The organism is Acidovorax sp. GW821-FHT09B03 (genome assembly GCF_059418305.1).
This window is the reverse complement of sequence record NZ_JBWKPP010000009.1, coordinates 224,981-241,617: the sequence shown is the minus strand read 5'-3', so window position 1 is coordinate 241,617 and position 16,637 is coordinate 224,981. Positions and strand designations below refer to the sequence as shown.

Annotated in this window: 15 protein-coding genes; 10 read left to right on the top strand and 5 right to left on the bottom strand. The window is 70.0% G+C overall.

Annotation, left to right across the window (positions count from 1 at the left end):
* Positions 1-177 precede the first annotated feature (177 nt).
* The gene (locus tag AC07PA_RS18285; protein ID WP_494607680.1) at positions 178-1,047 is read left to right on the top strand and encodes a helix-turn-helix transcriptional regulator; all 870 of its coding nucleotides are present in this window, start codon (positions 178-180) and stop codon (positions 1,045-1,047) included.
* A gap of 3 nt (positions 1,048-1,050) precedes the next feature.
* On the opposite strand, the gene AC07PA_RS18280 is transcribed toward AC07PA_RS18285, so the two are convergent.
* Positions 1,051-1,491: an Lrp/AsnC family transcriptional regulator gene (locus tag AC07PA_RS18280; protein ID WP_007855444.1), complete on the bottom strand. Its 441-nt coding sequence runs from the start codon at positions 1,489-1,491 to the stop codon at positions 1,051-1,053.
* Between the two features lie 131 nt (positions 1,492-1,622).
* On the opposite strand from AC07PA_RS18280, the gene AC07PA_RS18275 reads away from it, so the two are divergent.
* The 7 genes from AC07PA_RS18275 (at position 1,623) to alkB (ending at position 9,376) form a co-directional block, all read left to right on the top strand.
* Entirely contained in the window at positions 1,623-2,528 is a 906-nt protein-coding gene (locus AC07PA_RS18275) for a DMT family transporter (protein WP_494607677.1), read from the top strand.
* Between the two features lie 87 nt (positions 2,529-2,615).
* On the top strand, positions 2,616-2,972 hold the full coding sequence (locus AC07PA_RS18270) for a nuclear transport factor 2 family protein (protein WP_494607675.1): 357 nt from the start codon (positions 2,616-2,618) through the stop codon (positions 2,970-2,972).
* Positions 2,973-2,987: 15 nt separating this feature from the next.
* Positions 2,988-3,860, top strand: coding sequence for a helix-turn-helix domain-containing protein (locus tag AC07PA_RS18265; RefSeq protein WP_494607673.1), 873 nt, complete (start codon positions 2,988-2,990; stop codon positions 3,858-3,860).
* 34 nt (positions 3,861-3,894) lie between these two features.
* Entirely contained in the window at positions 3,895-6,711 is a 2,817-nt protein-coding gene (locus AC07PA_RS18260) for a DEAD/DEAH box helicase (protein WP_494607671.1), read from the top strand.
* 111 nt (positions 6,712-6,822) lie between these two features.
* The gene (gene ada, locus AC07PA_RS18255; RefSeq protein ID WP_494607669.1) at positions 6,823-7,977 is read left to right on the top strand and encodes a bifunctional DNA-binding transcriptional regulator/O6-methylguanine-DNA methyltransferase Ada; all 1,155 of its coding nucleotides are present in this window, start codon (positions 6,823-6,825) and stop codon (positions 7,975-7,977) included.
* A complete protein-coding gene (locus AC07PA_RS18250; protein WP_145696594.1) occupies positions 7,974-8,708 on the top strand; it encodes a 2OG-Fe(II) oxygenase in 735 nt (244 codons plus the stop codon). Before ada ends, AC07PA_RS18250 begins: the two co-directional genes overlap by 4 nt.
* A complete protein-coding gene (gene alkB, locus AC07PA_RS18245; protein WP_494607667.1) occupies positions 8,705-9,376 on the top strand; it encodes a DNA oxidative demethylase AlkB in 672 nt (223 codons plus the stop codon). Before AC07PA_RS18250 ends, alkB begins: the two co-directional genes overlap by 4 nt.
* Before the next feature lies 1 nt (position 9,377).
* Here the strand turns inward: alkB and AC07PA_RS18240 are convergent, their stop codons facing one another.
* Positions 9,378-11,174, bottom strand: coding sequence for a DUF3592 domain-containing protein (locus tag AC07PA_RS18240; RefSeq protein ID WP_494607665.1), 1,797 nt, complete (start codon positions 11,172-11,174; stop codon positions 9,378-9,380).
* 88 nt (positions 11,175-11,262) lie between these two features.
* Here AC07PA_RS18240 and AC07PA_RS18235 point away from each other — a divergent pair, with 88 nt between their 5' ends.
* Positions 11,263-11,754, top strand: coding sequence for an EVE domain-containing protein (locus tag AC07PA_RS18235; protein ID WP_494607663.1), 492 nt, complete (start codon positions 11,263-11,265; stop codon positions 11,752-11,754).
* A gap of 9 nt (positions 11,755-11,763) precedes the next feature.
* Here the strand turns inward: AC07PA_RS18235 and AC07PA_RS18230 are convergent, their stop codons facing one another.
* Positions 11,764-12,852, bottom strand: a complete 1,089-nt coding sequence (locus tag AC07PA_RS18230; RefSeq protein ID WP_494607661.1) for a GlxA family transcriptional regulator — start codon at positions 12,850-12,852, stop codon at positions 11,764-11,766.
* Positions 12,853-12,971: 119 nt separating this feature from the next.
* Here AC07PA_RS18230 and AC07PA_RS18225 point away from each other — a divergent pair, with 119 nt between their 5' ends.
* Entirely contained in the window at positions 12,972-15,332 is a 2,361-nt protein-coding gene (locus AC07PA_RS18225; RefSeq protein WP_494607659.1) for a penicillin acylase family protein, read from the top strand.
* Between the two features lie 266 nt (positions 15,333-15,598).
* Here the strand turns inward: AC07PA_RS18225 and AC07PA_RS18220 are convergent, their stop codons facing one another.
* Both AC07PA_RS18220 and AC07PA_RS18215 read right to left on the bottom strand, forming a co-directional pair.
* Positions 15,599-16,216 carry an NUDIX domain-containing protein gene (locus AC07PA_RS18220; RefSeq protein WP_494607657.1) on the bottom strand — a complete coding sequence of 206 codons (618 nt, stop codon included), beginning with the start codon at positions 16,214-16,216 and terminating at the stop codon, positions 15,599-15,601.
* The gene (locus AC07PA_RS18215; RefSeq protein WP_494607655.1) at positions 16,213-16,626 is read right to left on the bottom strand and encodes a DUF4406 domain-containing protein; all 414 of its coding nucleotides are present in this window, start codon (positions 16,624-16,626) and stop codon (positions 16,213-16,215) included. The genes AC07PA_RS18220 and AC07PA_RS18215 overlap by 4 nt, the downstream gene beginning before the upstream one ends.
* Between the last annotated feature and the right edge of the window lie 11 nt (positions 16,627-16,637).

Below are 16,637 nucleotides of genomic sequence, written 5' to 3'. Positions count from 1 at the left end.
AGTGGACCGCCACCGCTGATTCGATCCTCGAAAAGTTGCATCGACTTTGCTCACGTATCAGCGGGACAGCACACTAGTTATGAACCTAGCGTAAATCCGGTTGTGCCCACCGCCTGTCATCCCTGAGGATGACAACCCGATGACACCGATCTCCACGCACCTGCAAGGCACCCGACCATGAGGCAATGGCTCCCCTCCGAGCCGCCCGCCACGGGCAGGCATGCCGCCACCGGCCCCGCTGGCCAGGCCCTGGCCGGCATGGTGCAGCGCCTGGGCGAGGCCGGCTTCGCCGCTGGCCTGCTCGACGACCTGGCCCCCGTGCTGCCCGCGGCTTCGTGGTCGGTGTACCGCACCGGGCATCGCTGCAAGCCCACCCTGTTCATGTCGGCCAGCCGCGGCGTGCCCGACACCACGCAGGACTGCTGGTGGGCCTACCTCTCGGGGCCCTACCGCCGCGACCGCACCTGGGGCCGGCCGTTCGAGGACGCCCCCGCCGAACCACTGACCCGGCTGTGCCATGTGACGGCCACCGAAGTCGAGGGCGAGCACCGCGCCCGCGTCTACGAGGCGCATGGCGTGGCCGAGCGCGTCTCGGTGGTCGACTACGAGAGCGATGGCTCGGTGTTCGCGGTCAACTTCTACCGCCACCAGCACCAGCCGCCGTTTCGCGATGGCCAGATCAGTGGCTTCGAGAGCGTGGCGCCCGTGCTGCTGGCCCTGGCGCGCAAGCACATCTCGCTGGCGCGCCCGCAGACCATGGTGCCGCTGGCGCAGGACGAGGACACGGACCATGCCGTTCTGCCTGCCCTGGTCGCCCTGCCCCAGGGCCTGGCGGCTCTGCGTGAGCGGCTGCTGCGCCTGCAGCACGACCTGACGGACCGAGAGCTCGACGTCTGCGCCCGCGTTCTGCAGGGCATGACGCACGAGGGCATCGCGGCCGACCTGGGCCTGGGCGTGCCCACCGTCAAGACCTACCGCAACCGCGCCTTCGCGCGCCTGGGCATCCACTTTCGCAACGAACTCTTTGCGAAGGTGCTGGGCCGCTGACGCTCAACCGGGTGTGAACGGCGGCGGCCGTCGCCTGATGGTCTGCGCCTTGACGATGGCCGTGCTGGTCTGGGCCTTGTCGGCGATGCGGTCGAGCACGCCGTCGAGCTGCTCGATGGAACGCACATAGACCCGGGCGATGAAGCAATCGTCGCCCGTCACCTTGTCGCACTCACAGAACTCGGGCGTGTCGCGTATCAACTGCTCCACCGCGGCCAGTTGGCCCGGCAGCGGCTTGATGCGCACGATGGCCTGCAGCTGGTAGCCCAGGGCGCGCGGCTCGATGTCCAGGGTGAAGGCGCGGATCACGCCGCGCTCTTCCAGCCGGCGCAGCCGCTCGGACACGCTGGGCGCCGACAGGCCCACGCGCTCGGCCAGCAGCTTGAGCGAGGTACGCGCATCCGCATGCAGCACCGACAGAATGGATTGATCGACCAGGTCCATGGAAAATTACTCCGGATTCAAGCCATGCCTTGGATTATGAGGACTATCTGAGCAATCGACTTTTTTTGACCATTCACCTGGCAGCGCCATTTTTCTACACTCGGTGCATCGGAATACAAGGTGGAACGGTGATGGACAAAAAGACGCAGGGCACGCTCGAAATGGGCGGCGCCATGGCCATTTCGGGCACGATAGGCTGGTTCGTCGTGCAATCGGGGCTGGCGGCGCTGGACGTGGTGTTCTGGCGCTGCGCCTTCGGCGCGGCCACGCTGGCGCTGGTGTGCGCCGCCATGGGCCTGCTGCGCGGGGTGCTCACCTGGCGCCAGGCGGGCTGGGCCGCGCTCGGCGGCGTGGCCATTGTCACCAACTGGCTGCTGCTGTTCGGCGCGTACGCGCATGCCTCGATCTCCATCGCCACGGCGGTCTACAACACCCAGCCCTTCATGCTGGTGGCTTTCGGCGCCCTGCTCTTTGGCGAGCGCATCACCCTCGCCAAGCTCGGCTGGCTGGCCCTGGCCTTTGGCGGCATGCTGCTCATCGTGCAGGCCCGGCCGGGCGCCAGCTTCGCGGGCAGCCACTATGCGCTGGGCATCGCCATGGCGCTGGGCGCGGCCTTCTTCTGGGCCGTGGCCTCGGTCATCGCCAAGCGGCTCACGGGCACGCCACCGCACCTGATTGCGCTGGTGCAGGTCTGTGTGGGGGTGCTCATGCTGGCCCCGTTCGCCCATTTCGGCGAGCTGCCCCGCGACGCGCGTACCTGGATGCTGCTGGTCACGGTGGGCGTGGTGCACACCGGGCTGATGTACATCCTGCTCTACGGCGCAGTGCAGAAGCTGCCCACCTACCTGCAGGGCGCGCTGTCCTTCATCTACCCAATAGTCGCCATCGCGGTGGACTTCGTGGCCTTCGGCCACCGGCTGCAGCCCGCGCAGTGGCTCGGGGCCGCGGCCATCCTTCTGGCCGCGGCCGCGATGAACCTGCAAGGCAATCGGCCGCGGGTGACGACCCCGCAGCCCACAGCGCAAGGCGTGAAGTAGGCCCATGAGATAAGCACAAAATATCAAAACCCGCCTGCGGCGATGGGCACCATCGGTGGCTTCTATCTCAACCCAAGGAGCACCCCCATGGACCACGCAATGCAAACCACCTGGGAAACCTACGTCGCCTCATGGAAGGCGCCCACACCCGCTGAAAAGCAGGCCCTGTTCGCCGCCAGCCTGGACGAACAATGCACCTACACCGACCCGCTGGGGGTTGCGTCCGGCTGGGAGGCGCTCGGAGAGACCATGCAGGGCTTTCACCAACAGTTGCCGGGCGCCTACTTCGTGACCGAGCGCTTTGCGAGCCACCACCAGCACTGCATGGCCCAGTGGAAGATGTTGGGCGCCGATGGCGCGGTGCTCGGCGAGGGGGTAAGCTTTGGCCAGTTCAACGATCAGGGCAAGCTGCTGGCGATGACCGGCTTCTACGACACCCCTTGAAGGAAGAAGCCCGGCATGTTCTACCTGCACCGCATCCAGCGCGGCATCGACTTCATCGAGGCGCATCTCGATACCGACATCGCCCTGTCGGACGTGGCGCAGGCCGCCGGGCTGAGCCAGTGGCACTTCCAGCGCATCTTCAAGGCCCTGACCAACGAGACCTTGAAGACCTACATCCGGTCGCGGCGCTTTGCCAAGGCGCTGGACCAGTTGCTCCACACACGCCTGGGCATCCTGGACATTGCCCTGGCGGCCGGCTACGACACGCAGGAGAGCTTCACCCGGGCGTTCAAGGCCTGCTTCGAGCTCACGCCCAACCAGTACCGCAAGTTCGGCAGGCGAAGCCTCTTCGTCAAGAAGGTCCAGTTCGACGAGGACTACCTGCGCCAGCTGGACCGCAACCTGTCACTCACCCCGGACATCCAGGAGCGCCCGCCCTTGCACTTGGTGGGGCTGGCCACCCATTTCTACGGAGCCGACTCCGACAAGGACAACCTGGGCCAGAAGCTGCCCCCGCTGTGGGCGGGCTTCATGCCCCGGCTGGCAGAAATCCCCCACCGGGTGCCCGGTGTCTGCTACGGCGTGGTGAGCCAGACCGCGAGCACCAGCGACCTGCTGCTGTACCACGCCGCCATCGAGGTCTCGCACGCCGGCGCCTTGCCCGAAGGCATGGTGCACTTCGAAGTGCCGGCCGCGCGCTACGCCACGTTCGAGCACCGGGGCGCGCCGGAGAACGTGAACCACACCGTCAACTACATCTACGCCAACTGGCTGGCAGGTGCCGAACAGCGCCACAGCGGCGGTGCGGACCTGGAAATCTATGGGCCAGGCTACCAGGGTGGCTCGGACGCGTCCGTCATGCACTACGCCGTGCCTGTGCTCGGGTAATTGAGTTGGATAGTACGGGCACAATCACCGCCCAGTGACACGTTCCGATGACCCCTTTCCCTCCCCCGCAGAACCGAACCTACCGCGCTCCGACCGCCAGGCGGTGATCGCCGCCTGGGTGGCCGCCCTGCGCCGCCAGGCCGGGGCCGATGCGCTCAAGGCCCTGCCCCCGCTGACGGACGCCGAGGCCGCGCGCGTGATGGGGCTGATGCGGGGCGATGGCAATGAAGCCCCCCAATCCCCGCAGCGCCCGGCCTTGCCCCCAGGCATTGCCGCCGGCCACTTCCAGCCGCGCATCACCCTCATGACCCTGGGCCGGGGCGAGGGGCTGCTGGGCCTCAAGCCCCAGGGCAAGATGGGCCCGCGCGGCGACAGCGTGACGCTGGTGCAGATCGACTGGACCTACCGCCTCGAAGACGCGCGACAGGCCGCCATCGCTTGGCAGGCGCCGGCGCCCACCTCCATCCTCAACTCGCGCCCGGCACCGCTCGTGGACCTGTACGACACCGGCGGCCCCGTGGTGCGCATGCAGCGCGACCTGGCGGCCGAATCCGACGCCATGGACCTGGTCTGGGAGCTGGGCCTGCAGCCCCTGGACGCGCGCACCCTGCAGTGGCGCAACCGCGATGCCGGCGCCAGCCTGGGCCCGGTGTGGACGCTGGCGCAGGAGGCCTTCTTCGGCGACTTCTGGGCCGAACAGGTGCCACGCCTTGCGGCCCAGGGCTGGAGCGTGGTGGTGCGGCCCGGCTTTGCACACGAGAGCGTGCCCGTGCAACGCTGGAAGCTCCTCATCGCCCCCGACACCGGCGAGGTACTGGGCAAGGAAGTGGCCGGCCCCGTGGGCCCGCGCGAACGCCCGGTGCAAAAGCTGCAGTTGCCCGCGCGCGAAGGCGCCTGGCTGCTGAGCCTGGGCATCGAGATCGACGGCGAGACGCTGGACCTGGCGCCCATGCTGGCCGACCTGCTCAAGCGCGATGCGCGCTGGCTCATCGCGCGGCGCATGGCGCGCATCGACGACCTGGAGACCATCTCGCTGCGCGCACCCGGTGGGCGGCGAATCGATGCGCCTGCCGGCCCGCTCAAGGCCATCGTGGGGGCCATGGTGGACCTGATCACCGACCCCGAGCGCAACCAGCGCCAGGACGGCGACCCGCTGCGCCTGGGCGCCTGGGAACTGCGCCGGCTCGAAGCCCTGCGCGCCGGCCTGGTGCAGGCCCACCGCGTGGGCAGTGCCAACGACTGGCAGCTGCAGGGCGATATCGGACTGTCCCAACTGGCCAAACGCCTCAAGGCCATCGGCACGCCCGAGCCGGTCGCCGCGCCCGCGGGCCTGCAGGTGCAGCTGCGCCCCTACCAGCTCGAAGGCCTGGCCTGGCTGCAGTACCTGCGCGCGCAAGGCCTGGGCGGCATCCTGGCCGACGACATGGGCCTCGGGAAGACCGCGCAGGCCCTGGCCCATGTCCTGGTGGAAAAGGAGGCCGGCCGCCTCACGCGGCCGGCCCTGGTGGTGCTGCCCACCTCGCTGCTTTTCAACTGGCAGGCCGAGGCCCGGCGCATGGCCCCAGGCCTGCGCCTGCTGGCCCTGCACGGGCCGGACCGGGGCAAGGCGTTTGCCAAGATCGCCGACCACGACCTGGTGCTGACCACCTACCCCCTGCTCTGGCGCGACGTGGAGGCGCTGGCGGGGCAGGCCTTCCATCTGCTGATCCTGGACGAGGCGCAGATGGTCAAGAACGCCGGCAGCCGCAGCGCGCGCGCCCTGCGCCGCCTGCAGGCCCCGCACCTGCTGTGCCTGACCGGCACGCCGCTGGAAAACCACCTGGGCGAGCTCTGGGCGCAGTTCGACTTCCTGATGCCCGGCTTTCTGGGCGACGTGCGCAGCTTCAATGCGCGCTGGCGCAAGCCTATCGAAGAGAACGGCGAGACCCTGCGCGCCCAGTTGCTCTCGCAGCGCGTGCGCCCCTTCATCCTGCGCCGGCGCAAGCAGGACGTGGCCACCGAACTGCCCCCGCGCACCGAGGTGATCCAGCACGTGCAGCTGCAGGGCAGGCAGCGCGAGCTGTACGAGGCCGTGCGCACCACGGTCGACAAGCAGGTGCGCCGGGTGCTGGAGCGCGAGAGCTTCGACGGCGCGCAGATCAGCATCCTCGACGCCCTGCTCAAGCTGCGCCAGGTGTGCTGCGACCCGCGCCTGGTCAAGGGCAGCAAGATGGCGGCCAGCATGGAGCGCGCCAAGCTCGAACTGCTGGCCGACATGCTGCCGGCCCTGGTGGCCGAAGGCCGGCGCGTGCTGGTGTTTTCGCAGTTCACGGAGATGCTCGAACTGGTGGCGGAGCAATTGCAGGCGCTGGAGCTGCCCTTCCTGGCCCTCACCGGCCAGACGCCACCGGGCCAGCGCGGCGCGGTGGTGCAGCGCTTTCAGGCGCAGGACGAGGCCAGCCCGCCCATCCTGCTGGTGAGCCTCAAGGCCGGCGGCGTCGGCCTGAACCTCACGGCCGCCGACACGGTGGTCCATGTGGACCCCTGGTGGAACCCGGCCGTGGAGGAGCAGGCCACGGCCCGCGCCCACCGGATCGGCCAGGACCAGCCGGTCTTCGTTTACAAGCTGGTGGTGGAAGGCAGCATCGAGGAGCGCATGCTGGAACTGCAGGCGCGCAAGGCCGCGCTGGCCCAGGGCGTGCTGGGGCATGACGGGGAAGGCGCCGTCAAGTTCAGCGAGGCCGACCTGCAGGCCCTGCTGGCCCCGCTGTCGGAGCCGCAGAACAACCCGCTGGCAATACCGGGCGAGAACGCCAAACGCTGGGGCGGGACGGGGCTTCGCAGAGCGCTGCCGTTCGTGCCTGATCCCTGACGGCACCGGGGCGACTGCCAACGGTGCAGAATTCAAAAGCAAGCTTCGGGGTGCGTGCAAGGCGGTCCATTTTTACAGTGGGGCCATCTCCAACACCTTTGCGAGGCCCCCATGAACACCACCACCACCGCATTCGCCCACCGCAGCATGCCCACCAGCCACCCGCCCAAGGCCAGCGCCAAGGCCGCCCAGGCCGCGGCCACCCTGGCCGACCCGCGCTGGCCGGCGGTGCGCTCGCGCGACGCTGCGGCCGACGGCCGCTTCTACTACTCGGTGCAGACCACCGGCGTCTACTGCCGCCCGAGCTGCGCCGCCCGGCCGGCGCTGCCCGAGAACGTGCGCTTCCACGACAGCACCGCCGATGCCGAACGCGCCGGCTTTCGCCCCTGCAAGCGCTGCAAGCCGACCCAGGCATCGCCCGTAGCGCACCACGCGGCCCTGGTCACCGAGGCCTGCCGCATCATCGAGGCGGCCGAGGCGCCGCCCACGCTGGATGCGCTGGCCGCCCGCGTGGGCCTGAGCGCCCACCACTTCCACCGCATCTTCAAGCAGGCCACGGGCCTCACGCCCAAGGCCTATGGCGCCGCACAGCGCGCGCAGCGCGTGCGCAGCGAACTGGCCGCGCCCCAGGCCGGCAGCGTGACCGATGCCATCTTCAACGCGGGCTACAACGCCACCAGCCGTTTCTACGAAGAGGCCGACGGCGTGCTGGGCATGACGCCCACGCGCTACCAGGCGGGTGGCAGGCAGGTCACCATCCGCTTCGCAATCGCGCAGTGCTCGCTGGGCGCCCTCCTCGTGGCGCAGAGCGGGCGCGGTGTGTGCGCCATTTTGCTGGGGGACGACGCCCAGTTGCTGGCGCAGGATCTGCAGGACCGCTTTCCCCAGGCCCACCTGGTGGGCGACGACCGCAGCTTCGATGCGCTGGTGGCGCGGGTCGTGGCCTTCGTGGAAGCCCCTGGCCTGGGCCTGGACCTGCCGCTCGACGTGCAGGGCACGGCCTTCCAGCAGCGTGTGTGGCAGGCGCTGCAGGCCATCCCCGCCGGCGCAACAGCCAGCTATGCCGAGATCGCCCAGCGCATCGGCTCCCCCACGGCGGCCCGCGCCGTGGCACAGGCCTGCGCGGCCAATGCCCTGGCCGTGGCCATCCCCTGCCATCGGGTGGTGCGCAACGACGGCGCTCTGTCGGGCTACCGCTGGGGCGTGGAGCGCAAGCAGGCCCTGCTGGATCGCGAGCAGCGCCAGACCAAGGGCCAGCCCGCATGAATGCCCGCCTCCCCGAACACGCCACGGACTGGGCCGCCCGCGCCAGCGCCATCGGCTGGGCCGAAGTCACGGACGGCCTGAACGCCCAGGGCGCTGCCATTCTCCCGGCCCTGCTCAGCCCCGGGGAATGCCAGGCGCTCGCGGGCCTGTACCCGGACGGCAGCCGCTTTCGCAGCCGCGTGGTGATGGCGCGCCACGGCTTCGGCCAGGGCGAGTACCAGTACTTTGCCTACCCGCTGCCGCCCCTGGTGGCCGGTCTGCGCGAGGCGCTGTACCCGCACCTGTGCCCACTGGCCAACCACTGGAATGCGGTGATGGACATCCCCACCCGCTATCCGGCCACGCACGCCGAGTTCATCGACCGCTGCCATGCGGCCGGCCAGGTGCGGCCCACGCCGCTCTTGCTGCAGTACCAGGCGGGCGACTACAACTGCCTGCACCAGGACCTGTATGGCGAGCATGTGTTTCCGCTGCAGGTGGCGATCTTGCTGTCGGAGCCCGGGCGCGACTTCACGGGCGGTGAGTTCGTGCTGACCGAGCAGCGCCCGCGCATGCAGTCGCGCGCCGAAGTCGTGCCCCTGCGCCAGGGCGATGCAGTCGTTTTTGCCGTGCACCACCGCCCGGTCAACGGCACGCGCGGCCCCTACCGCGTGAACATGCGCCATGGCGTGAGCCGGTTGCGCTCAGGCATGCGGCACACGGCGGGCATCATCTTCCACGACGCGACATGAGCCTGAACCTGTTTGGCCATGAGGAGGAAGCCGCGCTGCTCCAGCAGCAGGCCGGCACGCGGCAGGCCCTGGCCCCCGGGGCGGTTCTGCTGCGTGGCTTTGCGCTCGATGTGGCACCGGCGCTGCTGCAGGCGGTCGACGGCATCGCCGGGCATGCGCCCTTCCGGCACCTGGAAACCCCGGGCGGCCAGCGCATGTCGGTGGCCATGACCAACAGCGGCCCGCTGGGCTGGATCTCCGACCGCAGCGGCTACCGCTATGGCCGGGCCGACCCGCTCAGCGGCCGGCCCTGGCCCCCGCTGCCGACCGTGTTCGCCACCCTGGCGCGCGATGCGGCCGATGCCGCGGGCTTTGCCCATTTCGTGCCCGATGCCTGCCTGATCAACCGCTACGCGCCCGGTGCCCGCCTGTCGCTGCACCAGGACAAGGACGAGCGCAGCCACGACCACCCCATCGTCTCGGTCTCGCTGGGCATCCCTGCCGTGTTCCTGTTCGGCGGCGATGCGCGGGCCGACAAGGCGCAGCGCATTCCCCTGGTCCATGGCGATGTGGTGGTCTGGGGCGGACGGGCGCGGCTGCGCTACCACGGCGTGATGCCGCTGGCCGAGGCGGAGCACCCGCTGACGGGTGCTCTGCGCATCAACCTCACCTTCCGCAAGGCCGGATAACTCAACCGGGAAGAGAGCCCTTGGTGTAGCCGGTCTGCCGGCACAGGGATGCCAGCAGTTGCTGCGCCGCAGCCTTGCCGCGCAGGCTGTCGGCCACGGTGATGGTCTTGCCGCTGGCCAGCGCAGCCTGCAGGCGGTAGTAGGTCTCCTTGTGGCCCCCCGTGGTGGTGGAGTAACTTTCCTTGAGCTCCAGGCGGGTGACCTCGCTCGCCGAAGCCGTGCTCTGCCAGCGCACCAGGCCCAGCAGGCGCCGCTCGGAGCGGATGCCCTGGCGGTCCAGGTGCACCGTGAGGCTGTTGCCCAGGCCGTACAGGGCGCCCAGCACCACCAGCCAGCCGATGCCGCCGAAGATCAGGGTGAACGGCAGCGGCGCCTCGTTGTTCCACAGCAGCGTGCCCGCGCCCGCGAAGATGGCGCCGAACACGAGCAGCGCCAGCATGGTCTTCCAGCGCCGGCCGTAGGGAAAGTACAGCCGCACCCCGCCAGGCACCTGCTCCATGTCGGACAGGTTCGCGTCATCGCCGGCCTGGGCCACCTCGGCCAGCTGCGGGTGCTCGGCCGCGTCGTGGCGCAGCCAGACCGACTTCTGGTTCGTGAGGTACACCGGTACATCGAAGCTGCGCGCAAAGCCCGGCGCGAGGTTGTCCCCCGAGCTGCCTGGCACGCTTTGGACCTGCAGCTCCCAGCGGTGGTAGTCGCTGCCCGGGTCTTCCGATGCGGGCAGGTGCGCCGGCACGTCGAAGCGCACTGCCAACCGCACGCCTTCGCCCTGTGCCTCCACCTGCGCCAGGCCGCGCACCTGCCAAAGCGTGCGGCTTTCGTAGCTGGTCTTGCCGCCCGAACGGGTGCGCGTGTGCTCCACGCACTGCAGGGTGGCCAGAAAACGCAGCCCCGAACTGTAGGCCACGGGCACCGCCAGGGTGGCGCCGAAGTGCCCGCCGATGGAGCCGGGAAACGGGTCCAGCTCCAGCCGGGTATCGCCATAGCGCCGGGCATGGAAGGCACTGCGGGCGGCCCAGGCCAGCAGCACCAGGCCGACCAGCGCAACCAGCACCAGGGTGCCCGCTGCCAGGTGGTTGCCCCGGGCCAGCGCACGCGGCACCACGGTGAAGGCCATGGGGATCGCCACCAGGTTCCACAGCACCGCCATGGTCCAGGCCACCCATGCCCCGAGGCGCCGGTGCGACCGGATGCGGTTGTCCTTCCAGGCGGCGCGCGATTCCCAGGGGCGCGCCTCCCAGGCCGGCCCCGCTGTCGGTGCGCCCGGACTCAGCGCGAACCGGATACGCAGGGCGAAAATGATGATGCCCAAGCCGGCTCCGCCAAACACCAGCGCAAACACCAGCTTGAAGGCCAGCATGCCCGGCCGCAGGCTGCGGTCCAGCACGGCCTCGGTGGGGTCGCCCGGGTTCACCCAGGCCTCCACCGGCGTGCCGCTGCGCTGCGCGGCTTCGAGCCGGGCGCCCAGCTCCTGCTGGAACTCGCCCACGTTGTCGCTGCCCGAGCCGATGGCCACGCGGCGCCCGGTGTATTCCTGGCCCGCCACGCGGTAGCGGTACTCGGCCTTGACGCTGTAGGTGGTGGACTTGCTGCCGCGGCTGGCCACCGTCTCGGCCGACACCAGCGTGGCCTGCACGGGCTGCCAGCCCTGCATGGTGGTCCAGTCGTACAGGGTGGGCAGCACGCTCAGCAGCAACAGGCCCAGGCCCACGGCCGCAAACGGCATGCCGAACAGCACCAGCACCCAGGGGCCGGGACCGTTGCCTTTCTTGCTCTTGGTGTCGGATTGCTCAGCCATGGCTTGTAGCGCCGCGCCCATATGGACAGCAGCGCGTTTTCCCCTCGCATGTTTTGCGGTCGAACAGTCTCTTTGCCAGAATGGTGCCATGACATCCCCATCCAGCGCCACCCCCCGCCACTGGCTCATGAAGTCCGAGCCCGAGGAATGCTCCATCGACGATGCCCTGGCCGCACCTGGCGCCACCGTGCCCTGGACCGGCGTGCGCAACTACCAGGCGCGCAACTTCATGCGCGATGGCATGCAGGTAGGCGACGGCGTGCTGTTCTACCACTCGAGCTGCGCCGAGCCCGGCATCGTCGGCATTGCGCGCGTGGCCTCGGGCACGCGGGCCGACCCCACGCAGTTCGACCCCGCTTCGCCCTACCACGACCCCAAGTCGCCGCCCGACGCGCCGCGCTGGCTGCTGCTCGACGTGCAGGCGCTGCGCAAGACGCGCCTGCTCGGCCTGCCCGAGCTGCGCCAGCACCCCGAGCTGGCCGAGCTGCGCGTGCTGCAAAAAGGAAGCCGCCTGTCGATCACGCCGGTGGATGCACCCCACTGGGACCGCATCATGGCGCTGCTGGATACCAGGCCCTGACCGCGATTCTCAGCGGCCTTTCGCCACAGGCGGCCCACCGGGCCCCTGCCACTGCTTGCGCGTGGTGCGCAGCCGAAAGCGCTGGCGCCAGGCCCCCGGCGTCACACCGCACAGGCGCACGAAAACCTTGCGGAAACTGCCGGTATCGCTGTAGCCGCATTGCTGGGCCACGTCCTCCACGGTGAGGTAGGTGGTCTGCAGCAGCGCCTGGGCCTGCGCCACGCGCAGGCCGTGCAGGTAGTCCTGCGGGGTCTGCCCATGCTCCTGCGCAAACCAGCGCAGCAGCGTGCGCGGGCTGATGGACGCCGCGCGCGCCGCGGCCTGCAGGCTGTAGGGTTCGCTGCGGTGTGCCTGCAGCCAGCGGCGGGCCTGCTCCAGCGCGCCGGAAACCAGCGGGCGACCGGTGGGCGTCTCCATCCCCGCGGGTGCGGTCAGTTGGCGCTCCGGGTCGAAGCGCAGCACCGGCGATGCAGCCTGGGCCAGCTCGGCCAGGGGCGTGCAGGCCAGCAGATCGAGCATGGCGGCAATGGTCTCCTGCAGCGAAGCCGTGGTCCACAGGGCGCCATCGCGCTGCCAGCCCTGGTGGCGCTGCCAGTTGGCGCCGATGGCTGCGCCCTGCCCGGTGTCGCCGGCCTGCATGAAGATGGACGGCGCGAACACCCAGGGTACCGCAACCTTGCGCCCCGCCAGCAGCCCGCAATCGGCCAGCAGGGCCGAGCCGTTGAACAGCGCTGCCACCAGCCCGCCGCCCGCGACGTGGGAGCGCAGCAGCGGCCCGAAGTGCGCGGCATGCCGGTCGCAGATGTCGCGCAACTGCGGACCCGTGGGCACCAGCCAGCCAGGTACCACCACCACGTGCAGAGGTCCCTGCAGCCCATCCGTGCCCGGAATGGGCGGGGCATGGAGCCCCGCCTCGCCGGGCAGTTCCAGCCAGTGCCAGCGCAGCGGCGGCGGCGCATCTGCCGCACGCATGGCGGCCAGCATGTTCATGGCGCGCAGGATGTCCACCACGGCCGCCGCCGTGCTGGTGATGCTGTCCTGGCCCCAGAGGATGCCCACGTTCACACAGGCAAATGGCGGTGACAGGTTAGGCGGCATGGCGGCCATTTTGCAACCATTCGTGTCCATTTCACCACCATGTCCAAATGTTACCGAGACGTAGCATGGCCCTGCGATCCCCAACGCCAAGACAACACACAGAACCGGAGACACCTACCATGACACCGACACGGAGCCGTACCACGGCCTTTTGCACCACGGCCGCGACCGGCGCCGTCGCCCTGCTGCTGAGCGCCTGCGCCAGCACGCCCGGCAGCGGCGACCGCAGCGTGACCATTGAGCGCACGACCTACGGGATTCCCCACATCACCGCGCACGACCCTGAATCACTGGCCTATGGCGTGGCCTATGCGTACGCGCAGGACAACGTCTGCATGACGGCCGACCAGCTCGTCACCGCACGCGGGCAGCGCGGCGCCACTTTCGGCGGCAAGACCACCGGCCTGCTGGGCCGCCGCTACCTGCCCAACGAGCAGATCGACCTGTTCATGGCCGCACACATGGACGACGCCCTCCTGGCACGCAGCTGGGCGGCCACCAGTGCGCAGGCACAGTCCATGGCGCGTGGCTATGTGGCGGGGTACAACCGCTTCCTGGCCGACAACGTGGCCCGCCTGCCCAAGGCCTGCCAGGGCCAGCCCTGGGTGCAGCCGATGACGCTGGTGGAATACCGGCGCATGGCCGAGGTCGTGGCCGTGCAGGCCGGCATTGCCGCGCTGGCCGATGGCATGCTGGGCGCGCAGCCCCCCTCGCCCCAGGCCGCACAGGTATCGGCGCCCGCCGTGGACCTGGCCGACGCAGCGCAGGCCCTGCGCGATGTGGGCCTGCTCGACTCGCCCCTGGGCTCCAATGCCTGGGCCTTCGGCAAGGAGGTCACGGCCAATGGCAGCGGCATGTTGCTGGGCAACCCGCATTTCCCCTGGAGCGGGCCCAACCGCTTCTACGAGATGCACCTGACCATCCCGGGCCACATGGACGTGATGGGCGTGGGCATAGGCACCTACCCCATGGTATCGATCGGTTTCAACAAGGACGTGGCCTGGTCGCACACCGTCTCCACCGGCAAGCGCTTCACGCTGTACGAGCTGGCCCTGGTGCCGGGCGACCCGACCAGCTACCTGGTGGATGGCCAACCCGAGAAGATGGTCGCGCGCCAGGTGAAGGCCCAGGTGCGCAACCCCGATGGCACGCTGCAGGCGCGCGAGCAGACCGTGTGGTCCAGCCGCTGGGGCCCCCTGGTGGTGGTGCCGCGTGCCGGCCTGGCCTGGACCGGCAAGACCGCCTACGCCCTGCGCGACGCCAACACGGGCAACACCCGCATGATGGATGCCGCGCTGGCCTTCGCCCGCGCCACCCGGGTGGACGACCTGCACCGGGCCCATGCCTCGCTGGGCCTGCCCTGGGTGAACACGCTGGCGACCGACCGCCAGGGCCGCGTGATGTATGCCGACGTGAGCGTGGTGCCTGACCTGGACGCCGCCGACCTGGAGCGCTGCGCCCCGGGCAAGCCCGCCGCGGCCTTGCTTAGCAGCGCCGGCCTGGTGGTGCTGGACGGCGCGCGCAGCGACTGCGCCTGGCGCCGCGACAGCGCTTCGCCCGTGCCGGGCCTGATCCCCATGGCCCGCATGCCGGTGGCCTTTCGCAACGACTGGGTGCACAACAGCAACGACAGCTTCTTCTACACCCACCCCGCCCAAAGGTTCGGCGCCATCTCGCCCCTGGTGGGCGACGCCAGCCTGACCCGCCCACGCACCCGCGCCGGCCTCGCCGAGATCCCCGAGATGCTGGGCCGGGGCAAGGTGACGCTGCAGGGCATCCAGCAGCAGCTGTTCCAGAACCGCAATTTCATGGCCTCGGTCACCGTGCCGGACCTGCTGGCCGCCTGCGGCCAGGCGCCCAGCGCCGCATCGCGCGACGCCTGCGCCGCCCTGCGCGGCTGGAACCTGCGCAACGACCTGGACGCCCGCGGCGCCCATGTGTTCCGCGAGTTCTGGCGCAATGCGCGCAACATCCCTGGCGTGTTCCGCATTCCGTTCGACCCGGCCCAGCCCGTCACCACCCCTGCCGGATTGAAGATGGACGATGCCGCCGTGGCCGCCAAGGTATGGGAGGCGCTGGACAAGGCGGTCACCACCATCCGCAGCAGCGGCTTTGCCCTGGACGCCACGCTGGGCAGCGTGCAGCGCCCGGCCATCACCGAGGAGGCCATCGGTCTGCACGGCGGCGAGGAGTTCGAGGGCGTGCTCAACAACCTGGGCCGCCAGGAGCCCGCACCGATCAACACCGCAGGCCTGCGCATCGACTACGGCACGAGCTATGTGCAGACCGTGACTTTCGACGCGCGCGGGCCCGTGGCCCAGGCCATCCTGACCTATGGCCAGTCGACCAACCCCGATTCGCCGCATGCGAACGACCAGATGCGCCAGTTCTCCGGCAAGGCCTGGCACACCCTGCCGTTTCACCGTGCGGACGTGGAGCGCGAACGCATCGGCGAGCCGCTGCGGCTAGTGCGGCCGTAAACCTGGCCGACACGGCTTCAGGCAACAACTGCGCTGTGCTGGCAGCAGTGCATGAAACTGGCGCGGCCGAAGCCAGTGCCCCCGCGCAAGGGCCGCCCCGCCGCGAAGGCGGCGTATACAGCGCTTGCGCTGGGGGCGTCCCCCTCCCAGATTGCGCAGCAATATGAGAGAGGGGCTGAGGGCCGCGGCTCCAAGCCTGCCTGCGCAGGCTTGGACGTGCCTGAAGAGCGACCGCCTCTGGCGGACGCACGGAGGCGCGAAGCGACTCAGGGGGTGTTCACGCTAGCCAGCGCCGCATGCTGCAGCAGCATGATGGTCTTGCCGTCCTGGATGCGGCCCGAGGCGATGGCCGCCAGCGCCTCGTCCAGGGGCATCTCGATGACCTCGATGTCCTCGCCCTCTTCCACCACGCCGCCGCCCGCGCGCACCCGGTCGCCGGGGGCGTACTCGGCGATGAAGAAGTGCAGCTTCTCGGTCACCGAACCCGGGCTCATGTAGGCCTCGAACAGCTTGCGCGGCGCGCGGATGCGGTAGCCGGTTTCTTCCTCGGCCTCGCGGCGTATGCAGGCCTCGGGCCCATCGCCATCGAGCAGGCCGGCGCAGGCCTCGATCAACTGGCCATCGGGGGAGCCATTCAGAAAGGCCGGCAGGCGGAACTGCCGGGTCAGCACCACGGTGCGGCGCAGCGGGTCCCACAGCAGCAGCACCGCCCCATTGCCCCGGTCATAGGCTTCGCGGCTCAGCCGCTGCCAGTGGCCGTCGCGGCGGCGCAGCTCGAAGTGGATCTGGCGCAGGGTGTACCAGCTGTCGGACAGCAGGTCGGCACCCAGCAGCCGGACATCGGCGGCATCGCCCGGCAAGGGCGCCGCTTCGGGGCGCTTCATGGCGCCACCGCCTCTTCTTCAGCGGCCCTGCGCACGGGCAGCTCCTCGATGTGGTGGTAGACCGGCAGGCCCAGGGCCTGCGCGCGGACCACGTCCATGTCGGCGCCGCGCGAGGCGCCGGGCAGGCGCAGCACCGCATCGCAGCGCGCCAGCAGGCGGGCAGCCACGGGATACTGGTAGGCATGGAACACCGCGTCCCCGTGCGTGCGACCGCCGGCCGCATGGATGATGGGCAGGGCCAGCCATTCGCCCAGCATGGGCAGGTGGCCGCGCTGGTAGATGGGCAAAGCGGCCGCTTCCAGCCGCGCCCGGTTGGCGGCAATGCGCTCGGGGTCGCCATCGGTGCCGGAAAGGTAGGGGCCGGCAATGAGTACCAGCAGAGGGCGGTCGGCCGCCGTGGTGTCGGGCATGGGGTTCTCCA